The organism is Acidovorax sp. NN32, assembly GCF_057597245.1.
The window spans coordinates 4,271,869-4,294,459 of sequence record NZ_CP199679.1 but is presented as its reverse complement, the minus strand read 5'-3'; the positions used below and the strand labels follow the sequence as shown (position 1 = coordinate 4,294,459).

The window sequence follows — 22,591 nt, the reverse complement described above, 5'->3', positions numbered from 1 at the left end:
CTATTTCCCGATATGTACAATGTGGGATGGTCCGGATAGTGCGCCAGAAATATTATCGTAGAACATGAATTCCACAGGGCGTCCAGCTTGTTGGAAGAGCATAATTTGCACATCCCTGAGTCCGAGAATTCTCGCCTGCTCTGGAGTTAATGGGCCTATACGATCAGGCATGGTTTTCACTTTAAACCCATTTGCTCTTCCCAGCTCCAAAGATTGGAGGTACAGATCATCATTAATCAAGGCAATATCATAATCACTAATGCGACCATGATCAAATGGAGAGTTAGGTGTTTTGCTAAATTGCGAGCTATGGCCAGTAACTGAACTGCCCTTAAAAACAATGCTCGTATTTTCCGGCAAGTTGCCCTTCAGCAAATCAACAAAGGTGGTGTAAGCCTCATAGCTTTTGAAGCCGTAGGGTAAAGGGCTACCCGCTGGGTCAAATGCTCTATTTGGAAGCCCCAGCCCCCCCAAATCCCCCACAGCCCCCCACTCGAACGCTGCGCTTCGTCGCGCCGCATCCCCAGACCCCACCGGCATCACATCGGCCAGTGTATTCAATCCCATCCGCGCGCTGGTGCCCAGGTTGCCCAGCGCCACTCGCCCAGCCGGGATGGCCGCTACCCCGCCCAATAGTCCGCCTACTTCCAACGCCGCTTGCGCAGCCGTGAAGCCTGCCGCCGTCCAACCATCACCGAACCGGTTCTCGCTGGCGGTTCTCAGCTGGTCCAGGGTTTGTCCCACGGGCTGCAGCATCTGGCCCAGGCTTTGCTGGATGGCGATGGCCCCAGGATTGTTGCTTTGCAGGCTCATGCGCTCTTGCAGGTCTGCCTGGATGGCGGTGTAGGCTTCTGTACCGTTGATGACCAATGCGGGCAGTGCCGCCAGTCCGCTGGCCGGGCGAGCCCACATGCCGTTGACGACTCCGTTCACCCCAAGCTGCACGGCTCCGTCAATCAGCATGGCGCCGGTTTGTATTGCGTTGCCTACGCTTTGCGACCAACTGCTCGACGGTTTGTCGCTGACCCAGACCTGCTCGCGCATGCCGGTGGGGTTGCCCAGGGCATCCACTCCACCCCCTGGCACGTCAACCATGCGGCCGCTCCAGGTGGGTGTCAAACCTGCGTAGCTGGCAGAGCGTCCACCGTACTGGGTATAGATCTCGGCAGCCTGCTCGGGGCTCATACCTTGTTGGCGCGCCTCGCTGGCTTGCTGGGCCAGCGCCTCCCGCTGGGCCCGCCCCGCACTCTCCTGCGCAATCGCCCGCCCACCCAGCTGCGCCGCGCCTGTATCCGACAGATCAAACTGCAGCACCTGCCCCGGCTGCACGATGGGCACGCCCTGCGCGTTGAGCTGTATCTGACCGCTAGCCAGCAACTGACCGTAGGCCGCTATCTGCTGCTGCTTGTCCAGCCCCGCTGCCTCCAGGGCTGCCAGCGGGCCCTGGCCCTTTCCGACCACTGCTTCAGTGATCGCTTGCGTTTCGGGGGCCATGCTGCCGTTCAGGGCGATGCCGCCATCGATCTCGTCACTCCAGTCAGACAGGGCTTCGTCTGAAACCCGCACGCCCAGTCCCCCGAGTCCTGGCCGCAGGCCCAGCCCCTGCGCATCCACCTCACTGGCCCCCAGGTTCCTCACCCAGTCGCTGGAGGGCCTGTCTCCTGGTTGTCCCTCACTCCCTGCCTGGCTTGGGTTCTGGCTTTGGCTTTGCCCCTTTCCTTGTGCGCCCCGCAGCTCTTCGCCCAGCACTTCGCCCAGGAAGTCACTCGCAAACCCCGCCGCCGGGTCATTGCTGCCCGCAACCTTCACTGCGCTGCTGGCAGCCCGGCCAATCAGGCGCAGCATGCTGGCTTCTTGCACGCTCAGGCCTTCGTTCTTGCTGAGCTCGGCGATCTGCACCTCCAGGCTCTTGCCCACTTCTCCCGCCACGCTGGCCAGCAGGCTGTTGGTCAGGCCGTCCTTGAACTTGCCCCCAGTGGCTTCTTGCAGCACACCCTGCAGGCCCGCCTTGCCCAGGTGGCCCAGGCTGCGCGTAGCCAGATCGCCGCCTTGCAGCAGCTCGTTCATGCCTGTGGCGTTCATCACCCCAAAGCTCACTCCGGCCGTCAGTGCCGAGCGCAGCAGGTCGCCCAGGTCGATCTTGCCCCCGGTGGTCAGCTGCATGGTGGCGCTGCTGATGGCGCCCAGCGCCATGCTTTGGCCCAGGCTGGTACTGGCGCTGGCGGCGGTGATGCCAAAGGCGCCTGCGGTGGCGAAGGTCATGACGCCTGCAAACACCATGGGCAGCGCTTTGTCCAGGAAGCTGGTGCTTTGCTTGATGTTGTTGGCCAGGTCCGTGCTCCAGCCGTTGACGGGGTCAAACCACAGGTATTCGTTGTTGATCAGATCCCGGTTTTGTTCGGGGGTGAGCTGGGTGGTCTGCCAGGTGCTGGCAGACCAGGGCCCGGGGTTGCCGTTTTCTGTGACGGTGGGGCCGCCGAGCACCAGCTGGCTTTCTCCCAGGCCGTAGTAGGCAGGGGTGATCTGGGGGCCCGCATCGGTTTCTCCGGTGCGCACTTCGTCATGGAACTGCAGGGGCTCTTTGCCGTGCAGTTGGGCAAAGGCTCTTTGCGCGGGGCTGTCGCCGCTGGCGTAGGCCTTGGCGAATTCGGCGGGGTCGCTCAGGCGCCAAAGGTTCTGGTGTTGCCCGCCAGCGGCGAGCGCCTGGGCTTCAATGGCCTGGAGGTCGCTGGCCTGATTGGCGCTGGGCGGGTGGGTGACGCTGTGCAGTGTCTGCTCGGTGATGTGCTCGGCATCGCCTCCGCTGGAGTGCCGTGCGATCAGTTCGCTGCCTGCCACTTCGGGGCCGGGGTTTTGCTGGGCGTGGTCCAGGGCCTGCAGGAATTGGTCGCGTACGGCGTTGTGCGCTTCTTGCAGCTGGGTCAGCCGGGCGCCCAGGTCGGGGCCAAAGCGCGCGAGGATGCCTTGGCCGACGTCGGTGTCGGTGTTCAGCGGGCGCAGGGGCGGGCCGAACTGGGCCACCATCTCTTGGTTGGCGGGCTCGGCCAGCAGCAGTTCCAGGGCAGCGATCTCGGTGGGGCTGGCGTTGGGGGCTGCTGCCTGGGCGCCCGCAGTGCCAGTGGCTGGGTTCTCGGGGGGGATCTGCAGGGGTTTGGTCTGCACCAGGTCGATGCCGAGACCTGTTGCGTTCTCCGGGGTGACGGTCAGGGGCTTGGTGTGCGCAAAGTCGATGCCCAGGCCTGCTGCGTTCTCAGGGGTGACCAGCAGAGGCTTGGTCTGTGCCTGCACCATCAGGGCCAGTGTGTCGCTGGGGGTGTGGTCGGTGGGGGCGAAGAGGGAGGTGCTGGCCAAGGCCGTGTCAGCGTAGGGGTCGGGCTGGCCATAGCCGCCTGGGCCGCTGTCGGTGAAGGCGCCAGCGTTGTCCTGGGGCTGGTCTGTATAGCTGTTGAATGCACTGCCAGGAGCGGGCGGGCTGGCCAGATCGCCAGGGGCTGGCGCGTAGGTGGAGGCTGAGGGGGCGACTTGCATGGCGCGCGACTGTGCCTACAGGCTTCAGCGCGCGAAACTGGGAAGGCTCCTAGCTAGGAGTGTTCCTAGCTAGGAATGACCCCTACATGGGACGGGCCGGTGTGGGCGGCGGTGAATGCAAGGAATCGGGCTACAGGGTAATCTGGTATTGCGCAAGCAGCTACTGAATCAGGAGCGTCCTGCGCGCGGGGAACGCGGGAGGTGGGCTGCGAGGGTTACAGACTTTTACGGCGGGCAGGTAGGACGCAAGGGCGCGAACTGCGGGTGCCGGGTCAGCGCCGAAGGAATTCCGCCTGACTGCACACTGCTGGCTCAGGCCTTCACTTCGAGCAGCGAACCCATCATTTCGTCTTGGGCCTTGATGGCCTGCAGGTTGGCAGACTGATTGAAACCCAACAGCTTGGGCGAACATGGGGGCACTTCAGCTGTCGTGGGAAACCGCCAACCGGTCTATTGCACGGTGGCGCTTATTCGCTCCAGTCCGAATGCTTCTCGCACAGCTTGTTGGTTTCCTTGCCCTTGCGGGTTTCGGCGAACTTCACGAGGTTGCCCTTGAAATCTTCGGGCGTTTCGTTCCACATGCAGGTGCACCAGGCCTGGGCCTTGGTTTGGCCCTTGATGGGGCTGGGCTCGTTGCCACCCTCGTAGACGGTGGCAGAGTAGCTCAGGCACTGCCGGTATTGCGCGTCGCCTGCAGGTGGGCGGTTGTAGTCGGTGGCGGCCCAGGCCGAAGTGCCAGCGGCCAACAGGAGGGCGGCGCCAGTGATGGTGCGGATCAGTTGCATGGGGAAAATCTCTGCGAGGGATGGAGCCCCAGCACGCCCGGGATGGACGTGCGGTGGGTGAAGCCCAGTGTAGTTGTTTGAAACAAAAAGTATCAAACAAAAAATGACGGCTCAGCCACCTGTCGTAGGCAAGACACGGGCGCGCCTGCGGCGGCCCTGTCCGGCAAGCTGCGACGCTGGGCCCGCTGCGAATGCGAACTTGGCGCCCAGCCGCCGCAATCCAATGACCACCCCCGTTGCGCTCAGCAACGTACCGCCCAGGCTCAGCACAATGAGAACGATGTCCCACAGCGGGCGCCGCTCCAGCAGTGGCAGCCAGTCCCAGCTGTGCAGCATGGAGAACAGCCAGCGGCTGGTACGGCGATAACTGTCGGTGCGGCCGAGTACGGCGCCGGTGTGGGGGTCGATGTGGACCCAGGTGGCATGGGGGTCGTCAAACACCAGGCGCAGCGCGGGCAGGGGCTTGTCGCCCCCACCCGTCATGGTGTGGGTGGCGCGGTCGTAGTAATGCAGGTCGTAGGCGGTCAGCGTTTCGGTGCGCGCCACGGCGTGGGGCAGCAGGCGCGCTGCAGCCTCGGCCACCGCGCCAGGGGGCCACTGGTGGGGCGCGGCGGTGGTCGCATCGAGCAGCGTGGGGGCGCCGGTCGGGCTGTAAGCAAGCACCAGCGGGTGGCCCGCGCTTTGCACCCAGCGCAGCTCCCGCGTGTTCGGCGAAACGCCTGACATCAAAGCCTGCACGGTGGCGGCTTGCGGGGGCAACACCAGCGGGCCGCCATTCATGGCCTGCTGGCGCAGTGGCGCGGCGCCGCTGTCAAAAATCTTCCATGGGTTCATCGACATGAGGCCGCTGAAGATCCAGGTGAATGTGATCAGCGCAAATACCAGCCCGAACACATGGTGCCAGCGCATCATGAAGCCCCGGTAGGGCGTGCGCGAACCGGTCTTGTACCGGCCCTGGAAACGCCAGCGCAGCACGCCCACCACGGTGCCCGTCAGCGTGAGCAAGATGCCCGCAATGGAAAGCCAGTTGACGATGTCTGTCCAGTAGCCGTTGAAGACATTGCCCCGGAAGGGGTAGAGCCAGTGGATCCAGGCGCCTGCGTAGTTCCAGGCGCGCTCTTGCAGCGGCGCATCGCGCACCACCTCGCCCGTGTTGCCCGACACATAGACCACGGTGCCCGCGCTGTCGCCCAGGTGCAGGCGGTGCAGCGGGCGGTGCACGTCGAGCGCGCGCGAGTGGGTGAAGGCGTCCTCGTCGATCGTGCCCTGGTAGTTGATGGACGGGTTGGCTTCCTGAGCAAAGGCGCGGGCCGAGGCGATGGCCCGCTCCGCATCCACCTGTTTGAGTTTCTCGCCAGTGATGGCGTCGATCACAACCGCTGCCGGTGCTCTGCGCGGGCGTGGCGCTGCGTCGCCGGTGGGGGCAGCGGGAACCACCAAGTACACGGCGCGCCCACCGCTGGCAATTGCCAGCCGCAGGTCTTGCAGCGGCCCTGCCAGGCCCGCGCGCTGCAGGGCCTCGGCGGGTTCGAGCAGGCGCTCGGGCCCAGCGATGGCGCTGCGCAATGGCGGCAGGTGGGCCAGCCTCTCGGCCTGCGTGAGCTTGGGGTAGCCCACGTACATCATCACCACGCCCGAGAGGAACCACATGGCGAAGAAGGCGCACAGCAGCACGCCCAGCCAGCGGTGGACGAGGTACAGCCAGCGTTTGGCGTGTGGCATGTCCGGTTCCTTGCCTGCGTCAGAACGCGGTGTGCAGCGTCACGTCCAGCGTGCGCGGTGCGCCCAGGTAGACCTGGTCGCGCGTCTCTGCTGCGTAGATGCGGTCGGTGGCGTTGCGCACGCGGGTGGTGAGCGTTGTGGTCTTGTTGACCTTCCAGGCCAGGCCCAGGTCCAGCAGCGTGTACGACGGCCAGAACTTGGTGTTGGCTGCGTTGCCGTACACCTTGCCCACATGGCGCACGCCCACGCTGGCCGTGACGGTGGGCGTGATCGCGTACGAGGCCCACAGGTTGGCCACCTGCTGCGGAACCAGTTGGGGCACATTGCCCGCGCGCGAGACACCGCCCTGCACAAAGTTCTCGTACCGCGCGCGGGTCAGCGCCAGGTTGCCCTGCAACTGCCATTGCGGCGTAGGCCGAATGCCAGCGGACAGTTCGATGCCCTTGGACGACTGCTCGCCCACCAGCACTGTGAGGTTGGGGTTGGATGGGTCTTGCGAGGCGATGTTCTTGCGGCGGATTTCAAACGCCGCCACCGTGGCGCTGCCCTTGCCGTCCCAGAAGTCGAACTTGCCGCCCACCTCGATCTGGCGGCCCGTGGTCAGTTCGCTGTTGTTGCGCACATCGGCAAACGAGGCCGAGGCCAGCGAGCCCGAGGGTGGGTCGGCCGCGTTGGAGGCCTGCGCATACAGGTTGGCGCCGGGTGCAATGTCCCACACCACGCCCAGGCGGCCAGTGGTGGGGCTGTAGCTGCGGCTGAAGGTGGCGGGTGCTGTGGCCGTCACGGCACGGCGGTTCACCAGGTCGAGATCGATGCGCTCGTGCCGCAGTGCGGTGATGAGGTTCACGCCGGAGGCCACCAGGGTGCGGTTTTCCAGGTACAGCGCGGTGTTGGTGATCTTGTTGTCCTTGTCAGGGTTCAGGACGGGTGACATGCCGGGAATGTCGAAGAAGTTCTCGGTGGAGAAGTGGTAGGGGTTGACCGTGCTCACGGTGACCGAAGGGCCGAAGGGGAAACGCCTCTGCTTGTTCATGCTCACATCCAGGCCAAAGGCCCAGTCGCTCTTTCGGCCTGCGAGCTGGCCTTGGTAGGTGCCCTCCAGCCGGTCGCCCACCAGCTGTTGGTCGTGGCGTTGCAACAGCGGGGACGTGCGCGTGACCGCCGTGTTGGTGGCATTGAAGGTGTAGGTCTCCACGTTGCGGTAGTCGCGCAGGGCGTCGTACACGTAGAACGTGTTCTTGAGCTGCAGCGCATCCGACACACGCCATTGCGCCACCGAGCGCAGCCATTGCACGCGCTGCTCGTACATCCCGTCGGCGCTGTTGTAGTTCTTGAAGCGCGTGGCCGGGTCGATGGCCAGCGCGCCCACGGCGGGGTTGAGCACCGGTGTGCCCCAGTACGGGCGGTCCACGTGGTCCCTCTGGTATTCGTAGGCCAGTGTGTGCGTGAAGCCGCCGCCCAGGTCGGACAGCAGCGAGGTCGCCAGTTGGGTGGACTGTGTTCTGGTGCCTTCGATCCAGCTGCCTGCGTTGCGGTGGTTGAGGTCGATGCGCGCGTAATGGGCAGGGCCTGCACTGCCATCGCCGCCTGCAATGCGGCGGTTCAGGCCTACCGACACTTCCTTCAGGTCGTAGGAGCCCAGGCGCAGCTGGCCCTCGGTGAAGTCGCTGCGCTCGGCCGTCTTGGTGATGTAGTTGATGGAGCCGCCCACGCCGCCCGATCCGTACAGAAAACTCGACGCGCCGCCGATGGCCTCGACCCGGTCGTAGATCCAGCTATCGACCGCGCGGGTGGCGCTGCCGTACTGCGGGTTGATGCCGTTGTACAGCTGCGCGACCGAGTTGCTGGTGAAGCCCCGGTAGTGCGCGGACATGGAGCCCGGCGCGTTGTGCGCCACCACGCCCGGCACGGCGCGCAGGATTTCCTGCGTGTCCTGTGCGCCGCGTGCGTCGATGGTGGCGCGATCCACCACAGTGACGGAGGCCGGGTTCTCACGCGCCGTCAGGCCCAGGCGACTACCGGTGTCCACGGGTGTGTCCAGGTTCAGCTTGCCGTTGGGGGATGCGGCGGTGTCCACCACGTCCACGGCCTTGAGCGTGGGCGTGGTGGTCTGGGCAGGGACGGAGAGGGAGGCCAGTGCGCAGGTGGCGAACACGCCCCAGCACGAAGGAGAAAGAGGCAGGCGCGGAGAGCCCGCAGCATGGCGGGAGGAGGAGTACGAACGGGACATGAAAACGCTCTTGTCTTGAGGCGACAGCGCAACCAGGCCCGCGTGGAGTGCACGCAGGGCTGCGCGGTCTGGAAACCAGCGGGAACAAGGCAGCGCCCGACCACCAGGTACGGGGTACTGCCAACAGGCTTCAGATCAAGAGCGCGATGGGGGCCCGCGTGCGGGCAGGGGCGCTGCAGTGGCCGCTGCGATGCGGGCGGCCTCGACGGGCTGCAGCGCATGGGCCAGGGGGTGGGGTGGCAGCACGGCGGCTACCAGGGTGGGGGGCGGCGCGCTGGGAGTGGCGCACAAGGGGCAGTCCATGCCCATGGCGCCCATCTCCACCGTGCCATCGCCGGTCTGCACCAGCAGCTTGATGGCGCCGGTGCCCGAGCAGATCACTTCGAAGGATTGCGGGTTCACCAGCGGCGATGCAATCGCCACCCCCATCGACGCCACGAACCATGCCAGCACCCACAGGCGCAGCGCGGCAAAGGTTGTTCGTGGGAGGGCGGTCATGGGGCGCGATGATACTGCGGCCACGCAGCGGTGCGGGGCGGTTTGCTATAAATGTTATAGCGTTACTCGCTTTCTGCATCGGCGCCAGGGCCGGATTTTGTGGCAATTTGACGCAGGGCAAGCACCGTGGCTGCTGGCGCCGCCGCGTCGGCGGCGGCGCCAGGTTCAGGCCTGGGTGTAGGCCGTCTTGACCGTGGTGTAGAACTCGGCCGCATACCGGCCTTGCTCGCGCGGGCCGTAGCTGCTGCTCTTGCGGCCGCCAAACGGCACGTGGTAGTCCACGCCCGCCGTGGGCAGGTTCACCATCACCATGCCGGCCTGCGCGTGGCGCTTGAAGTGCGTGGCGTGCTTGAGGCTGGTGGTGGCGATGCCGCTGGCCAGGCCGAAGGGCGTGTCGTTGGCCATAGCCAGCGCTTCCTCGTAGTTCTTGGCGCGCAGCACGCTCACTACGGGGCCGAAGATTTCTTCGCGGTTGATGCGCATGCCGGGCGTGGTCTCGGTGAACAGGGCGGGGCGCAGGTAGTAGCCGGGCGCGCCGTCGGCGTTCTTCTCCAGGGCTTCGCCGCCAAAGGCCAGTTTGGCGCCTTCCTGCTGGCCGATGCCGATGTATTCCAGGTCTTGTGCGAGCTGGCGGTCGTCCACCACGGGGCCGATGTCGGTGCCGGTCTTGCGTGCGTCATCCACCTTCAGGGTCTTCATTTTCTCGACCATGGCGGCCACGAAGCGGTCGTGGATGCCTTCGGTCACGATCAAGCGGCTGCTGGCGGTGCAGCGCTGGCCGGTGGAGAAGAACCCGCTGTTGATGGCGGCGCCCACAGCAACGTTCAGGTCCGCGTCGTCCAGCACCACAAACGGGTTCTTGCCGCCCATCTCCAGCTGCACCTTGGCACCGCGCGGCACGCAGGCGGCGGCCACACGCTGGCCAGTGCCAACGGAGCCGGTAAAGCTCACGCCCGCAATGCGCTCGTCTTCCAGCAGCACGGCGCCCACATCCGAGCCCCGGCCCATGACCAGGTTGAACACACCGGCAGGCAGCCCTGCGCGGTGCAGGATGTCGGCCAGCGCCCAGGCGGAGCCGGGCACCACCTCGGCGGGCTTGAACACCACGCAGTTGCCATAGGCCAGGGCCGGGGCGATCTTCCAGGCCGGAATGGCGATGGGGAAGTTCCACGGCGTGATGATGCCGATGGTGCCCAGGGGTTCGCGCGTGATCTCGATGCCCACGCCGGGGCGCACGGAGGGGATCAGCTCACCGCCGGGGCGCAGCGCCTCGCCGGCAAAGAACTTGAAGATGGCCGCGGCGCGGCCGACTTCGCCAATGGCTTCGGGCAGGGTCTTGCCTTCTTCGCGGGCCAGCAGGTCGCCCAGCTCGGCCTTGCGCGCGATGATCTCGTTGCCCACGGCGTCCAGGATGTCAAAGCGCTGTTGGGGCGTGGACACGCTCCATGCGGGGAACGCCGCTTGGGCTGCCGACACGGCCTCCAGCGCCTGCTCGCGGCTCGCCACGGCGTAGTCGCCGATCACATCGCGCGTGTCAGAGGGGTTGGTGTTCTGGTAGGTGCGAACGCCGTCAGTCCAGGCGCCGCCAATCAGGTTTGCATGCATGGTGGTGGTGTGGTGGTGAAGAAGAGGGTGTTGAGAAAAAAAAGGGGCGGTTGCATGCCGAGTGCGCAGGTTGCGCAGCGCAAGCTAGCTCTGCGCACAGGAAGGATGTCTTTCAATGTGCGCTGAGGGCTTTACGGCGGACAACTCCTGGTGGTTTGAAAGGCGCCGCAGTCCCGACCGCGCGAAAGCATTGCAATATTTTGTTGTATGTCATCGTACAACACAAGAAGTCCTATCGGTTGTCGGGTAACTACTGATGGGACAACCGGGAACCTCACCTTGGCCACGATTCCCCAGGGTTTATGAAAGAGTGACTCGGCTGGGGTGATTCAGCCCGCTTCGGCCTGCGCGCGCCGCCGACGTTCGCGGCTGTTGGCCAGGTGGGTGCGCATGGCGGCCCGCGCACCGTCGGGATCCTGGCCCACGATGGCGTCGTAGATGCTTTCGTGTTCGCCGTTGACACGGCGCAGGTACTGGCGCCGCTCGTCATTGGCCGAATCCATGGCGGCCAGGCGGGCGCGCGGGATGATCATGCTGCCCAGCGTGCCCATCAGTTCGGCGAAGTGGCTGTTCTGCGTGGCACGTGCGATTTCCAGGTGGAACTGGAAGTCCGCCGCCACCGCGTCGCGGCCTGCATCCACGGCGGCTGCCACGGCGTCCAGCGCCTCGCGCATGGCTTTCAGGTTGGCCTCGGTGCGGCGTTGCGCGGCCAGCGCGGCGGCTTCAGTTTCTACCCCAATGCGCAGCTCCAGTACGGCAATCACGTCACGCAGGGTGCTGAACTGGTCGGGGGTGATCTTGAAGCCGGGCGCCTGCCCCAGCCCCAGCACAAAGGTGCCGATGCCGTGCCGCGTTTCCACCAGGCCAGAGGCTTGCAGCTTGGAAATCGCCTCGCGCACCACGGTGCGGCTCACGCTGAACTCGGCCATGATGGCGGCCTCGGTGGGTAGCTTGTCGCCCAGAGCCAGGCGGCCGTCGCGGATGCGGTCTCCCAGGGATTCGACAAGCTCCAGGGCCAGTGTGCGGGGCTTGCGGCGAAGCGGGGTATCGGTGGTCATTTCTTGGTGTTATCCCTATGGGGCGCCGGGGGCAGAAGCGGTACATTGCTTTTCGTTGTACGACAACTGATGACGTTCAACGGAATCTGTTGCCACTGTACCAAGAACCTCTGCCTTTGTAACCGCCATGCCTTGCCATCCGACGCCTATTCGTTTCCAACGCCTGTTGTTGACCGGAGCTGCCGGAGGCCTGGGCCAGGAATTGCGTGCGCGCCTGAAAGCCTACTGCACCACCTTGCGGTTGTCTGATATCGCGAACCTGGGCGACGAAGGCGCAGGGGAGGAGCTGCGCCCCGCACGCCTCGAAGACGCGGGCGCCGTGCTCAGCTTGCTGGAGGGCGTTGATGCCGTGGTGCACCTCGGGGGCGTCTCCACCGAGCAGCCCTGGGAGCCCATCCTGCAGGCCAATATCGTGGGTGTCTACAACCTGTATGAAGCGGCGCGCAAGCAAGGCGTCAAGCGGGTGGTGTTTGCCAGCTCCAACCACGTCACCGGGTTTTATCGCCAGGACGAAGTGGTGGGCCCCAACGACCCGGCCCGGCCTGACGGCCTGTACGGCGTGTCCAAAGCCTTTGGCGAAGACCTGTCGCGCTTCTACTTTGACCGCTATGGCATTGAAACCGTGTGCCTGCGCATTGGCTCATCGTTCCCCGAGCCGCGCAACCGCCGCATGCTGGCCACCTGGATGAGCTACGACGACCTGGAGCGCCTCGTTGTTGCCAGCCTCACGGCGCCAGTGGTAGGCCACAGCATCATTTATGGCATGGGCGACAACACCACCACTTGGTGGGACAACACCCTGGCGCGCCACATCGGCTACCGCCCGCAGGACAGCTCCGAGCCCTTCCGCACCAAGGTGGAGGCGGCCGACCCGCACCCCGACTTGAGCGACCCCGCCGTCATCTACCAGGGCGGTCCGTTCGTGCGCACCGGTCCTTTCGAATGACCCTTGGCGCCGGGATTCCCGTCCATTTCGCATCACTCAAAAACCATTACACCGGAGACAAACCATGACCTTTCGCCGTTCCCTGCTGACAGCCTGCGCCACCGCCGTGGCCGCAATGGCCTTTCTTCCCATTGCCGCCCAGGCCCAGTCCATGGTGCTGAAGGCGGCCGACGTGCACCCCGCTGGCTACCCCAATGTGGTGGCGGTGGAGAACATGGGCAAGAAGCTTGACGCCGCCACCAATGGCCGCCTGAAGATCCAGACCTTCCCCGGTGGCGTGCTGGGCGGCGAGAAGGAAATGATCGAGCAGACGCAGTTCGGCGCCATCAACATCCTGCGCACTTCGCTCGGCCCGGTGGGAACGGTGGTGCCGGAAGTGAACGTGTTCAACATGCCCTTCGTGTTCCGCAGCCAGGACCACATGCGCGCGGTGATCGACGGCGCGATTGGCGACGAACTGCTGGCCAAGATCAGCGCATCGCCCGCCAAGCTGGTGGCCATCGGCTGGATGGATGGCGGGTCGCGCAGCCTGTACACCAAGAAGCCCGTACGCACGCCGGCGGACCTCAAGGGCCAGAAGGTGCGCATGATGGGCAACCCGCTGTTCGTGGACACCATGAATGCCATGGGCGGCAACGGCATCTCGATGGGTTACGGCGAAGTGTTCACCGCCCTGCAGACCGGCGTGGTGGATGGCGCTGAAAACAATGCGCCCAGCTTCTTCACCAGCAACCACTACAGCACCGGTGCCAAGTTCTACACGCAGACCAACCACCTGATCATTCCCGAACTGCTGGTGGTCTCCAAGGTCACGTGGGACAAGCTCTCCAAGGACGACCAGGCACTGCTCAAGAAGTTTGGCCGCGAAGCGCAGCTGGAGCAGCGCGCCCTGTGGGACAAGAGCGTGGAGGACTACACCGCCAAGCTCAAGGCAGCCGGTGTGGAGTTCATCAACGTGGACACCAAGGCCTTCTATGACGCCACTGCCCCCGTGCGTGCCAAGTACGGCGCCAACTATGCAGACCTGATGAAGCGCATTGAGGCGGTGAAGTAAGCACTGGATTTGCGTCTTGCGCGGGCGAGCTCCTGGTGGGTTGCCTGCGCCTTTTTTTCTTTGTCTTTCAGACCTGCTTGTATGGACCACCCCTTTTTGCGCTGGATGGACCGGCTCTACCTGGCCACCATCTGGGCGGCCGGCACGGCCATCTTCTTCATGTCGCTGATCATCCCCTGGGGCGTGTTCAGCCGCTACGTGATGGGCACGGGCTCGCAGTGGCCCGAGCCCATCGCCATCCTGCTCATGATGGTGTTCACCTTCATCGGCGCTGCGGCGGCCTACCGTGCGGGCGGGCACATCGCCGTCAACATGCTCACCGAAAAATTGCCCGCCCCGTTGCAGCGGCTGCTGGCGGTGCTGGTGGATCTGCTCATGCTGGTCATCTGCGGCTTTGTGGCCTGGTATGGCACCAACCTGTGCATTGAAACCTGGGGCCAGGGCATTGCGGAGCTGCCCTGGTTGCCCGTGGGCGCCACCTATGCGTCGCTGCCCATCGGCGCGGCCGTCACGCTGCTGTTTGTGCTGGAGAAGATGGTCTTCGGACCGCAGAACCACCGGCGCATCGTGCGCTTTGAAGAACTGACGGAAGGCGCCTGATTATGGATACCTTGGTACTGCTGGGCACCTTCTTCGTGCTCATGATGATCGGTGTGCCGATCGCCTATTCGTTGGGCCTCTCGGCTCTGGTCGGTGCGTTGTGGATTGACCTTCCGCTCGATGCCGTGATGATCCAGGTGGCCTCGGGCGTCAATAAGTTCTCGCTGCTGGCTATTCCGTTCTTCGTGCTCGCTGGCGCCATCATGGCCGAGGGTGGCATGGCGCGGCGCCTGGTGGCGTTTGCGGGCGTGCTGGTGGGATTTATCCGGGGCGGGCTGTCGCTGGTCAACATTCTGGCGTCCACCTTCTTCGGCGCCATCTCGGGCTCGTCGGTGGCCGATACCGCGTCCATCGGCTCGGTGCTGATCCCCGAGATGGAGAAAAAAGGCTACCCGCGCCCCTTTGCCACGGCCGTCACCGTGAGCGGCTCGGTACAGGCCATCCTGATCCCGCCCAGCCACAACGCCGTGCTGTATTCGCTGGCGGCCGGGGGCACGGTGTCGATTGCCGCGCTGTTCATGGCCGGTGTGCTGCCGGGGCTGCTCATGGGCCTCACGCTCGCGGCGCTGTGCCTGTTCACAGCGCGGCGCGAGGGCTACCCCAAGGGCGAGGTCATCCCGCTCAAGCAGGCGCTCAAGATCTGTGTGGAGGCGCTGTGGGGCCTGATGACCATGGTCATCATCCTGGGCGGCATCCTGTCGGGCGTTTTTACGGCCAACGAGTCGGCGTCGATTGCGGTGGTGTGGGCGTTCTTCGTGACCATGTTCATCTACCGCGACTACAAGTGGCGCGACCTGCCCAAGCTGGTGCACCGCACGGTCAAGACAGTCACGGTGGTGATGATCCTCATCGGCTTTGCGGCAGCCTTTGGCTACCTGATGACGATGATGATGATCCCGATGAAGGTCACAGCCTTCCTCACCAGTCTGTCGGACAACAAGTACGTCATCCTCGCCATGATCAACATCATGCTGCTGCTGCTGGGCTGCCTGATGGACATGTCCCCGCTCATCCTGATCCTCACGCCCATCCTGCTGCCCGTGGTCAAGCTGTTGGGTGTGGACCCGGTGCACTTCGGCATGATCATGATGGTCAACCTGGGTATTGGCCTCATCACGCCGCCCGTGGGCACGGTGCTCTTCACCGGCGCTGCCGTGGCCAAGCTGCCGCTCGGTGTGGTTACCAAGGCCATGATGCCGTTCTTTGTGGCGCTGTTTGTGGTGCTGCTGATGGTGACCTACGTGCCAGCCATCTCGCTTTGGCTGCCCCGAGCGATGGGACTGTGAAGAAATGAAGCACCCCCTCAGTCGCCTTCTGCGCCTTCCCCCTCAAGGGGGACGACGCCCTCACTGCGGGGCGGCCCTTGCTCGGCGCCTCTGGCCTGGTCCCTGCTCGTTCCATCGGCCGAGGGTAGTGGGCCGCTCCGTCGTGCACTGAAATGGTTACACACACGATGGCTACCGATACCCTGGTATTTGTCTCCTGCGCTGACAGCGGTGAGTTGCATGTGCTCCGTCTGGCGTCGGGCTCGGGGCAGCTGTGCACCGAGCAGGTCCTGGCGCTGGGCGGGCAGCTCATGCCCATGGCGCTCAGCCCGGACGGCACCCGCCTGTATGTGGCGCGCCGCAGCGACCCGCTGGCCGTGGTCACCCTGGCGGTGGATGCGCGCGCGGGTTGCGCCGAGGTGTTGAGCGAGGCCGCGTTGCCCGCCAGCATGGCCCACCTGGCCACCGATAACACGGGGCGCTGGCTGCTGAGTGCTTCCTACGGTGCGGACCTGGTCGCGGTGCAGGCCATCGCTGCCAACGGGGTGGTCGCTGCGGGGCGTGGTGCCACCACGTACGCCACCGGTCGCCACGCCCACAGTGCGCTGGCCAGCCCCGGCAACCGCTTTGTACTGGCCGCCTCACTGGGGGGCGGGCAATTGCACCGTTACCGATTCGACGCCGCCACGGGCGCGCTGCAACCCACCGACCCTGCGGTGTTCGCCCTGCCAGCAGGCACAGGTCCCCGGCACCTGCGCTTCAACGCGCGGGGCGACCGCATCTACCTGCTGGGTGAGCTGGATGCCTGCGTGCATGTGCTGGCCTGGGACGAAGCCAGCGGAGGCCTGGAGCTGCTGCAAAGCCTGCCCACATTGCCACCGGGCTTTGCAGGCCCGGCCTGGGGCGCAGACCTGCACCTGAGCGCTGATGGCCGCTGGCTGTACACCAGCGAGCGCAACAGCCACACCCTGGCCGGGTTTGCCATCGATGCGGTCACCGGCCTGCTGGCCCCCATCGACCACTGGTCTACGCAACTGCAGCCCCGGGGCTTTGCCATCACTCCGGACGGGCGCCACCTGATTGCCGCAGGCCAGATCAGCCACCGTGTGGGTGTGCACTTGATCGCGCCTGGCAGCGGTGCCCTGACCCAGGTGGCCGAGCACGATGTGGGGCTCAACCCGAACTGGATTACCGTGCTGCCCATGCAGCCTGATGCCTGATACCTAATGAGATTGCATCAATTGACGAGACCGCGCCACCGATGAACCGACCCGCCCTCACCATCCGCATGCACCCGGATGACAACGTCGCCATCGTCGCCAACGACGGAGGCCTTCCTGCCGGCACGGTGCTGCCGCCCGGCGTGCCAGGCGCAGGCATCACGTTGCGCGACAAGGTGCCGCAGGGCCACAAGGTGGCGCTGCAGGACATGGCCGAGGGAGATGTGGTGCGCCGCTACAACGTGCCCATCGGCTATGCGCTCAAGGCCATCCCGGCGGGAAGCTGGGTGCACGAGCGCCTGCTGCAGATGCCCTCGGCCCGCGCGCTCGAAGGCCTGCCCATGGCCACGGTGAAGCCGCCGGTGCTCGGACCCCTCACGGGCTACACCTTCGAGGGCTACCGCAATGCCGATGGCTCCGTGGGCACGCGCAACATCCTGGCCATTACCACCACCGTGCAGTGCGTGGCGGGCGTGGTGGCCTTGGCGGTGCGCCGCATCAAGGACGAACTGCTGCCGTTGTATCCGCAGGTTGACGACGTGATCGGCCTGGAGCACACCTACGGCTGCGGCGTGGCCATTGATGCGCCCGACTCCATCATCCCCATCCGCACCCTGCGCAACATCAGCCTCAACCCCAACTTTGGGGGCGAGGTTATGGTGGTGAGTCTCGGCTGCGAAAAGCTGCAGCCCGACCGCCTGCTGCCCCCGGGCAGCTTTCCCATCGCAGACGAGCGCGATGCGGCGCTGGGCCCCGAGACCGTGTGCCTGCAGGCCGACGAGCATGTGGGCTTCATGTCCATGCTCGACCACATCGTGCAAAGCGCGCGCCCGCACCTCGAACGCCTCAACGCCCGCCGCCGCGAGACCATCCCGGCCAGCGAGCTGGTGCTGGGTGTGCAGTGCGGCGGCAGCGATGCGTTCTCGGGCGTCACCGCAAACCCGGCCGTGGGCTTTTGCGCAGACCTGCTGGTGCGCGCGGGTGCCACGGTGATGTTTAGCGAGAACACCGAGGTGCGCGACGCCGTGGAGCAGCTCACCAGCCGCGCCGCCACGCCTGAAGTCGCGCAAGCCATCGTGCGAGAACTCGGCTGGTACGACCAGTATCTTGACCGAGGCCGCGTGGACCGAGCCGCCAACACCACGCCGGGCAACAAGGCGGGCGGCCTGTCCAACATCGCCGAGAAGGCCATGGGCTCCATCATCAAGAGCGGCACCGCGCCCATCGCGCACGTTCTGGCTCCGGGCGAAAAACTGCGCCGCGACCAGCGCGGCCTGGTGTACGCCGCCACGCCCGCCAGCGACTTCATCTGCGGCACGCTGCAGCTGGCTGCGGGCATGAACCTGCATGTGTTCACCACCGGCCGGGGCACGCCCTATGGCCTGGCCGAATGCCCCGTGGTCAAGGTGGCCACGCGTAGCGACCTGGCGCGCCGCTGGCACGACCTGATGGACATCAACGCCGGCAAGATCGCCGACGGCGAGGCCACCATCGAAGAGCTGGGCTGGGAGATGTTCCACCTGCTGCTTGACGTGGCCAGCGGCCGCAAGAAGACCTGGGCCGAGCAGTGGAAGCTGCACAACGCGCTGGTGCTGTTCAACCCCGCACCGGTCACTTGAAGTGACACCCCCTGAGTCGCTTCGCGCCTTCCCCCTCTCTCTACGCGCTGCGCGCTACGGGAGGGGGACGCAGCCAGCGCACACAAGCAAAGCGCCGCATCCGCGGTGGGGCGGCCCTTGCGCGGCTGCCCTCGCCTCGGCTGCGCCCTTCGCATGCGTTGGTGGTGGCGCGTAGCGCAACGGATCACTGAAACGGTGGCCTTGCAGGCTGCGTCCTGGGGCTGCAAGCCTCCCCCTCACAGCCCGTCTTTGCGCGGGCTGTTTCACTAGAGAAACCAAGAACTCACATGGGACATCCCCGTTTTTCCGACCCCAGGGTCGTCATCGCGCTGGCGCTGCTGTGTTGCCTGCTCTGGGGCAGCTCCTACCCCGCTATCAAGACCGGCTACGCCTGGTTCGGCATCGCCCGCAATGACATTCCCACGCAGCTGGTGTTTGCAGGCTGGCGCTTTCTGGGCGCGGGGCTGATCCTGCTGGCCTGGGCCGTGGCCACGCGCAAGGCCATCTGGGGGCTGGGCTTTGTGGCCGGGCGCCAGCTGGTGGTGCTGGGCCTGGCGCAGACCACGCTGCAATACGTGTTCTTCTACGTGGGCCTCGCGCACACCACGGGGGTCAAGGGCTCCATCATGAATGCCACCGGCACGTTCTTCAGCGTGTTGCTTGCGCACTGGGTCTATCACAACGACCGCCTGAGCCACGCCAAGCTGTGGGGCTGCGTGGTGGGGTTTGCGGGGGTGATGGTGGTCAACCTGGGGCGCGGCACGCTGGACATGGACTTCACGCTGCTGGGCGAAGGTTTTGTGGTGATCGCCGCCTTCGTGCTGGCCGCTGCGAGCATCTACGGCAAGCAGGTGTCGCAGCGCATGGACTCGGTGGTGATGACGGGCTGGCAACTGGGGCTTGGCGGCGTGGCGTTGCTGGCCATTGGCTGGGGCCTGGGCGGCTCGCTCACGGGCTTTACCTGGGGCACCACCGTGCTGCTGGTGTACCTGGCGCTGCTGTCGTCGGCCGCGTTTTCGCTGTGGAGCATCTTGCTCAAGCACAATCGCGTGAGCCAGGTCACGGTGTTCAACTTCACGGTGCCGATCTTCGGCGCGGCGCTGTCAGCACTGTTCCTGGGCGAGGCGCTGCTGGAGTGGAAGAACCTGCTGGCCCTGGTGCTGGTGTGCGGGGGCATCTGGCTGGTCACGCGCGACGCGCCCGCTGCGTCCGCCACCAAATAGACTCGCAGCCATGGCCTATTCCCTTTCACGCAAAGCGTTTCAGCAAGAGCTTCACGGCCAGCCGACTGACCTCTTCACCCTGCGCGGTGCTGGTGGCCTGCAGGTGGCCGTCAGCAACTACGGCGCACGGCTGGTACAGGTGGCGGTGCCCGACGGGCAGGGCGGCCTCGTTGATGTGGCGCTGGGCTACGACAGCCTGCAGGGCTACCTGGACGGGCAACTCTCCATGGGCGCCCTCATCGGCCGCTGGGCTGGGCGGTTGCGCAGTGGCTTGTTGACTCTGCCCGATGGCGCACAGCGGCAACTGCCCACCAACAGCGGCCCCCACCACCACCATGGCGGGCCCAAGGGCAGCCGCTTTCGGGTGTTTGCGGTGGATGACGTGCAGGCCGATGCGCTCACCCTGAGCCACACCTTTCGCACTGAGGACGACGGCGTGCCCGGCACGCTCCGCCTGCAGCTGCGCCTGCACATCACGGCCGACAACGCGCTGCACATGGCGTGGACGGGCGAGGCGCTGGACGCCCCCACGCTGCTCAACATCACCGGGCATGCGTTCTTCAACCTGGCGGGCGCTGGCAGCACCCACGGCCACACCCTGCAAGTGCCCGCCAGCCGCTATGTACCGCTTGCGGCAGATGTGTGTCCTAGCGGGTTGGTGCAGCCTGTAGATGCCACGCCTTTCGACCTTCGCGAAGCCCGCAGCGTAGGTGCCGCCGTGGCGGAGCCCAGCGAACAGCTGTCGCTGGCGGGTGGGCTGGACCACTACCTGGTGCTGGATGACCATGTGTGGGACGAAGAGGGCGCGGTGCGGACGCCACCGGTGTCACCCGTCACGCCCTCGCAAGGCCTGCGTCTTGCGGCGCTGCTGAGCGAGCCCCTCACTGGTCGCACCATGGAGGTATGGAGTACCGCGCCCGGGGTGCAGGTTTACGCAGGCCACGGCCTCAAGGCTGATCCGGTGCGCGACCTGGGGCGGGGCGCAGAGCAGGGCGTCTGGCTATGGCAGCCGGGCGACGGCATCTGCCTGGAGCCCATGGAGTATCCCGATGCGCCCAACCAGCCAGGGTTTCCCTTGCGTTGGCTGGCGCCGGGCGACGTGGTGCAGGGGGCCATCGTGTACCGCTTCACCGGGTGAGGCTGGGCGGGACTTGGTGAGGGTTGCGATGACACTGTTCATGTGATTTTGGCCTCTAGCGCTTATCCAGTAAGCGCTAGTAGCTATTCAATTAATAGCTGTTGATTCGGTCTCAATCCACTGCAAACCATTGACTGCGCGTAGTCGAAGCGCCGCGCGAAACCTTCATGCGGCGGCAGGTGCGCCATGGGCCTCGCTCTGCAGATGCGCCTGCACCACTGCGGCCAGCCAGTCCATCACCACCCGCACGCGCTGGGGCAGGTGGCGCCGGTGGGGGTAGATCAGCGTCACCGGCATGGGCGGGGCAGGGTGGTGCGGTAGCACCTCCACCAGCAGTCCCCGATCGATCAGCTCGCGCACGCCCAGCAAAGGCGCCTGGATCAGGCCCAGCCCTGCTGCGCAGGCGCCCAGGTAGGCCTCGGCGCTGTTGACGGTGACACGCCCAGCCATGGGGTGAAACTGCGGGCTGCCGTCGTCGCCCATCGTTTCAAATCCGGCGGACTTGGTGCCCAGCGTGCTCACGTAGTGCACCAGGTCATGCTGCGCCAGGTCGGCCAGTGATTGGGGTGTGCCCTTGCGCGCCAGGTAGCCCGGGCTGGCGCAGCTGGCCACGCGCACCAGGCCCAGGGGGCGGGCCACCAGCCCGGGTTCTGCCACCGGGCCCACGCGGATCACGCAGTCAAAACCCTCGCGCACCAGGTCCACGCGGCGGTCGGTGCTGCTCAGCTCCACCTCCAGCAGCGGGTGGCGGGCCAGCAGATCGGGCAGCGCAGGCAGCACCAGCTGGCGGGCAATGCCGGTGGACATGTCAATGCGCACGCGCCCGCGCAGCGCAGTGCCGTCGGGCTGCTGGAACATGGCCTGCAGTTCGTCCACATCGTCCAGCAAGTCCTTGCAGCGCTCGTAAAAGGCCTGCCCGTCTTGCGTCAGCTGCACGCGCCGCGTGGTGCGGTGCAGCAGGCGCGTGCCCAGGTGGGCCTCCAGCTGCTGCACGGCCAGAGAGGCGCTGGCCTTGGGCAGGCCCAGCACCTGCGCAGCCTGGGTAAAGCTGCTCAGCTCGGCCACACGGGCAAAGATCTGCATGCGGTCTAAAGGGTTCATTGTTCTTAATGGATGGACAATGAATCATATTTTGCATGGTTTATCTTTGATTGGCACTCCAATAAAGTTCATCTCCAGCCCCGGTCACGCGGTGTGACCGGGCTTCAGACACTGCAAAGGACCCTGCCATGACAAGCGCTTCATCCCTTTCTTCAGCCCCCTCCCCCACCCCTGTCGTTTTGATCACCGGCGGCAGCCGCGGCCTGGGCCGCAGCGCAGCGCTGGCCGCTGCACACAGCGGCATCGACGTGGTGCTGACCTACCGCCAGCAGGTCGCCGAAGCCCAGGCAGTGGTGGCCTACATCGAAAAGCTGGGCCGCCGTGCTGTGGCTTTGCCACTGGATGTGGGCGATGTAGCCAGCTTCGAAGCCTTCGCTGCGCAGCTGCAGCAAACCCTGCGCAGCCACTGGCAGCGCGAGCGGTTTGACTTTCTGGTCAACAACGCGGGAATGGGCGTGCATGCGCCCATCACCGAAACCACCGAAGCGCAGTTCGATGCGCTGGTCAACGTGCACCTCAAGGGCGTGTTCTTCCTCACGCAGCGCCTGCTGCCGCTGATGAACGATGGCGGCCGCATCCTGAACCTGTCGTCGGGCCTGGCCCGCTTCGCCTTGCCCGGCTACGCCGCCTACGCGGCCATGAAGGGCGCTATCGAGGTGCTGAGCCGCTACTTGGCCAAAGAACTCGGCCCGCGTGGCATCACCGTGAACGTGGTGGCCCCGGGCGCCATCGAGACCGACTTTGGCGGCGGCGCGGTGCGCGACAACGCGCAGCTCAATGCCTTTGTGGCCGCGCAGACGGCTCTGGGCCGCGTGGGCGTGCCGGACGACATCGGCCCGCTGGTCGCTTCGCTGCTGCAACCGGCCACACGCTGGGTGAATGCCCAGCGCATCGAGGCGTCGGGCGGCATGTTCCTGTGAACAAGAGAACACCCCCCTGAGTCGCTTCGCGCCTTCCCCCCGCTCTCGCATCGCTGCGCGATGCGGGCAGGGGGACGCC

General features: G+C 65.6%; 17 protein-coding genes. 9 read left to right on the top strand and 8 right to left on the bottom strand.

The window, feature by feature from the left end:
* The 7 genes from ACT89O_RS19755 to ACT89O_RS19725 all read right to left on the bottom strand — a co-directional run bounded on the left by ACT89O_RS19755 (nt 1) and on the right by ACT89O_RS19725 (nt 11,426).
* A complete protein-coding gene (locus ACT89O_RS19755; RefSeq protein ID WP_487260943.1) occupies nt 1–3,528 on the bottom strand; it encodes a hypothetical protein in 3,528 nt (1,175 codons plus the stop codon).
* Nucleotides 3,529–3,995: 467 nt separating this feature from the next.
* Nucleotides 3,996–4,313 carry a hypothetical protein gene (locus ACT89O_RS19750; protein WP_055402051.1) on the bottom strand — a complete coding sequence of 106 codons (318 nt, stop codon included), beginning with the start codon at nt 4,311–4,313 and terminating at the stop codon, nt 3,996–3,998.
* Between the two features lie 111 nt (nt 4,314–4,424).
* Nucleotides 4,425–6,035: a PepSY domain-containing protein gene (locus ACT89O_RS19745; protein WP_487260942.1), complete on the bottom strand. Its 1,611-nt coding sequence runs from the start codon at nt 6,033–6,035 to the stop codon at nt 4,425–4,427.
* A 19-nt stretch (nt 6,036–6,054) separates the two neighbouring features.
* A complete protein-coding gene (locus tag ACT89O_RS19740) occupies nt 6,055–8,265 on the bottom strand; it encodes a TonB-dependent receptor (protein ID WP_487260941.1) in 2,211 nt (736 codons plus the stop codon).
* Nucleotides 8,266–8,400: 135 nt separating this feature from the next.
* Nucleotides 8,401–8,763, bottom strand: a complete 363-nt coding sequence (locus ACT89O_RS19735; protein ID WP_487260940.1) for a DUF2946 family protein — start codon at nt 8,761–8,763, stop codon at nt 8,401–8,403.
* A 165-nt stretch (nt 8,764–8,928) separates the two neighbouring features.
* Complete coding sequence (locus ACT89O_RS19730) at nt 8,929–10,368, bottom strand: aldehyde dehydrogenase family protein (RefSeq protein ID WP_487260939.1); 1,440 nt, start codon at nt 10,366–10,368, stop codon at nt 8,929–8,931.
* A 329-nt stretch (nt 10,369–10,697) separates the two neighbouring features.
* Nucleotides 10,698–11,426 carry a FadR/GntR family transcriptional regulator gene (locus tag ACT89O_RS19725; RefSeq protein WP_121505524.1) on the bottom strand — a complete coding sequence of 243 codons (729 nt, stop codon included), beginning with the start codon at nt 11,424–11,426 and terminating at the stop codon, nt 10,698–10,700.
* Nucleotides 11,427–11,553: 127 nt separating this feature from the next.
* Between ACT89O_RS19725 and ACT89O_RS19720 the strand changes: the two genes are divergently transcribed.
* The 8 genes from ACT89O_RS19720 to ACT89O_RS19685 all read left to right on the top strand — a co-directional run bounded on the left by ACT89O_RS19720 (nt 11,554) and on the right by ACT89O_RS19685 (nt 20,491).
* Nucleotides 11,554–12,372: an NAD-dependent epimerase/dehydratase family protein gene (locus ACT89O_RS19720; protein ID WP_487260938.1), complete on the top strand. Its 819-nt coding sequence runs from the start codon at nt 11,554–11,556 to the stop codon at nt 12,370–12,372.
* Between the two features lie 64 nt (nt 12,373–12,436).
* A complete protein-coding gene (locus ACT89O_RS19715) occupies nt 12,437–13,426 on the top strand; it encodes a TRAP transporter substrate-binding protein (RefSeq protein ID WP_487260937.1) in 990 nt (329 codons plus the stop codon).
* Between the two features lie 81 nt (nt 13,427–13,507).
* Nucleotides 13,508–14,026: a TRAP transporter small permease gene (locus ACT89O_RS19710; protein ID WP_176886896.1), complete on the top strand. Its 519-nt coding sequence runs from the start codon at nt 13,508–13,510 to the stop codon at nt 14,024–14,026.
* A gap of 2 nt (nt 14,027–14,028) precedes the next feature.
* Nucleotides 14,029–15,312: a TRAP transporter large permease gene (locus ACT89O_RS19705; protein WP_487260936.1), complete on the top strand. Its 1,284-nt coding sequence runs from the start codon at nt 14,029–14,031 to the stop codon at nt 15,310–15,312.
* A 167-nt stretch (nt 15,313–15,479) separates the two neighbouring features.
* The gene (locus tag ACT89O_RS19700; RefSeq protein WP_487260935.1) at nt 15,480–16,511 is read left to right on the top strand and encodes a lactonase family protein; all 1,032 of its coding nucleotides are present in this window, start codon (nt 15,480–15,482) and stop codon (nt 16,509–16,511) included.
* A 41-nt stretch (nt 16,512–16,552) separates the two neighbouring features.
* Complete coding sequence (gene garD / locus ACT89O_RS19695) at nt 16,553–18,130, top strand: galactarate dehydratase (protein WP_487260934.1); 1,578 nt, start codon at nt 16,553–16,555, stop codon at nt 18,128–18,130.
* A 287-nt stretch (nt 18,131–18,417) separates the two neighbouring features.
* Nucleotides 18,418–19,353: a DMT family transporter gene (locus tag ACT89O_RS19690; protein ID WP_228896347.1), complete on the top strand. Its 936-nt coding sequence runs from the start codon at nt 18,418–18,420 to the stop codon at nt 19,351–19,353.
* Nucleotides 19,354–19,363: 10 nt separating this feature from the next.
* The gene (locus tag ACT89O_RS19685) at nt 19,364–20,491 is read left to right on the top strand and encodes an aldose epimerase family protein (protein WP_487260933.1); all 1,128 of its coding nucleotides are present in this window, start codon (nt 19,364–19,366) and stop codon (nt 20,489–20,491) included.
* Nucleotides 20,492–20,656: 165 nt separating this feature from the next.
* On the opposite strand, the gene ACT89O_RS19680 is transcribed toward ACT89O_RS19685, so the two are convergent.
* Complete coding sequence (locus ACT89O_RS19680; RefSeq protein WP_121422568.1) at nt 20,657–21,592, bottom strand: LysR family transcriptional regulator; 936 nt, start codon at nt 21,590–21,592, stop codon at nt 20,657–20,659.
* Between the two features lie 128 nt (nt 21,593–21,720).
* Between ACT89O_RS19680 and ACT89O_RS19675 the strand changes: the two genes are divergently transcribed.
* Nucleotides 21,721–22,512, top strand: coding sequence for an SDR family NAD(P)-dependent oxidoreductase (locus ACT89O_RS19675; RefSeq protein ID WP_487260932.1), 792 nt, complete (start codon nt 21,721–21,723; stop codon nt 22,510–22,512).
* The last annotated feature ends 79 nt before the right edge of the window (nt 22,513–22,591 follow it).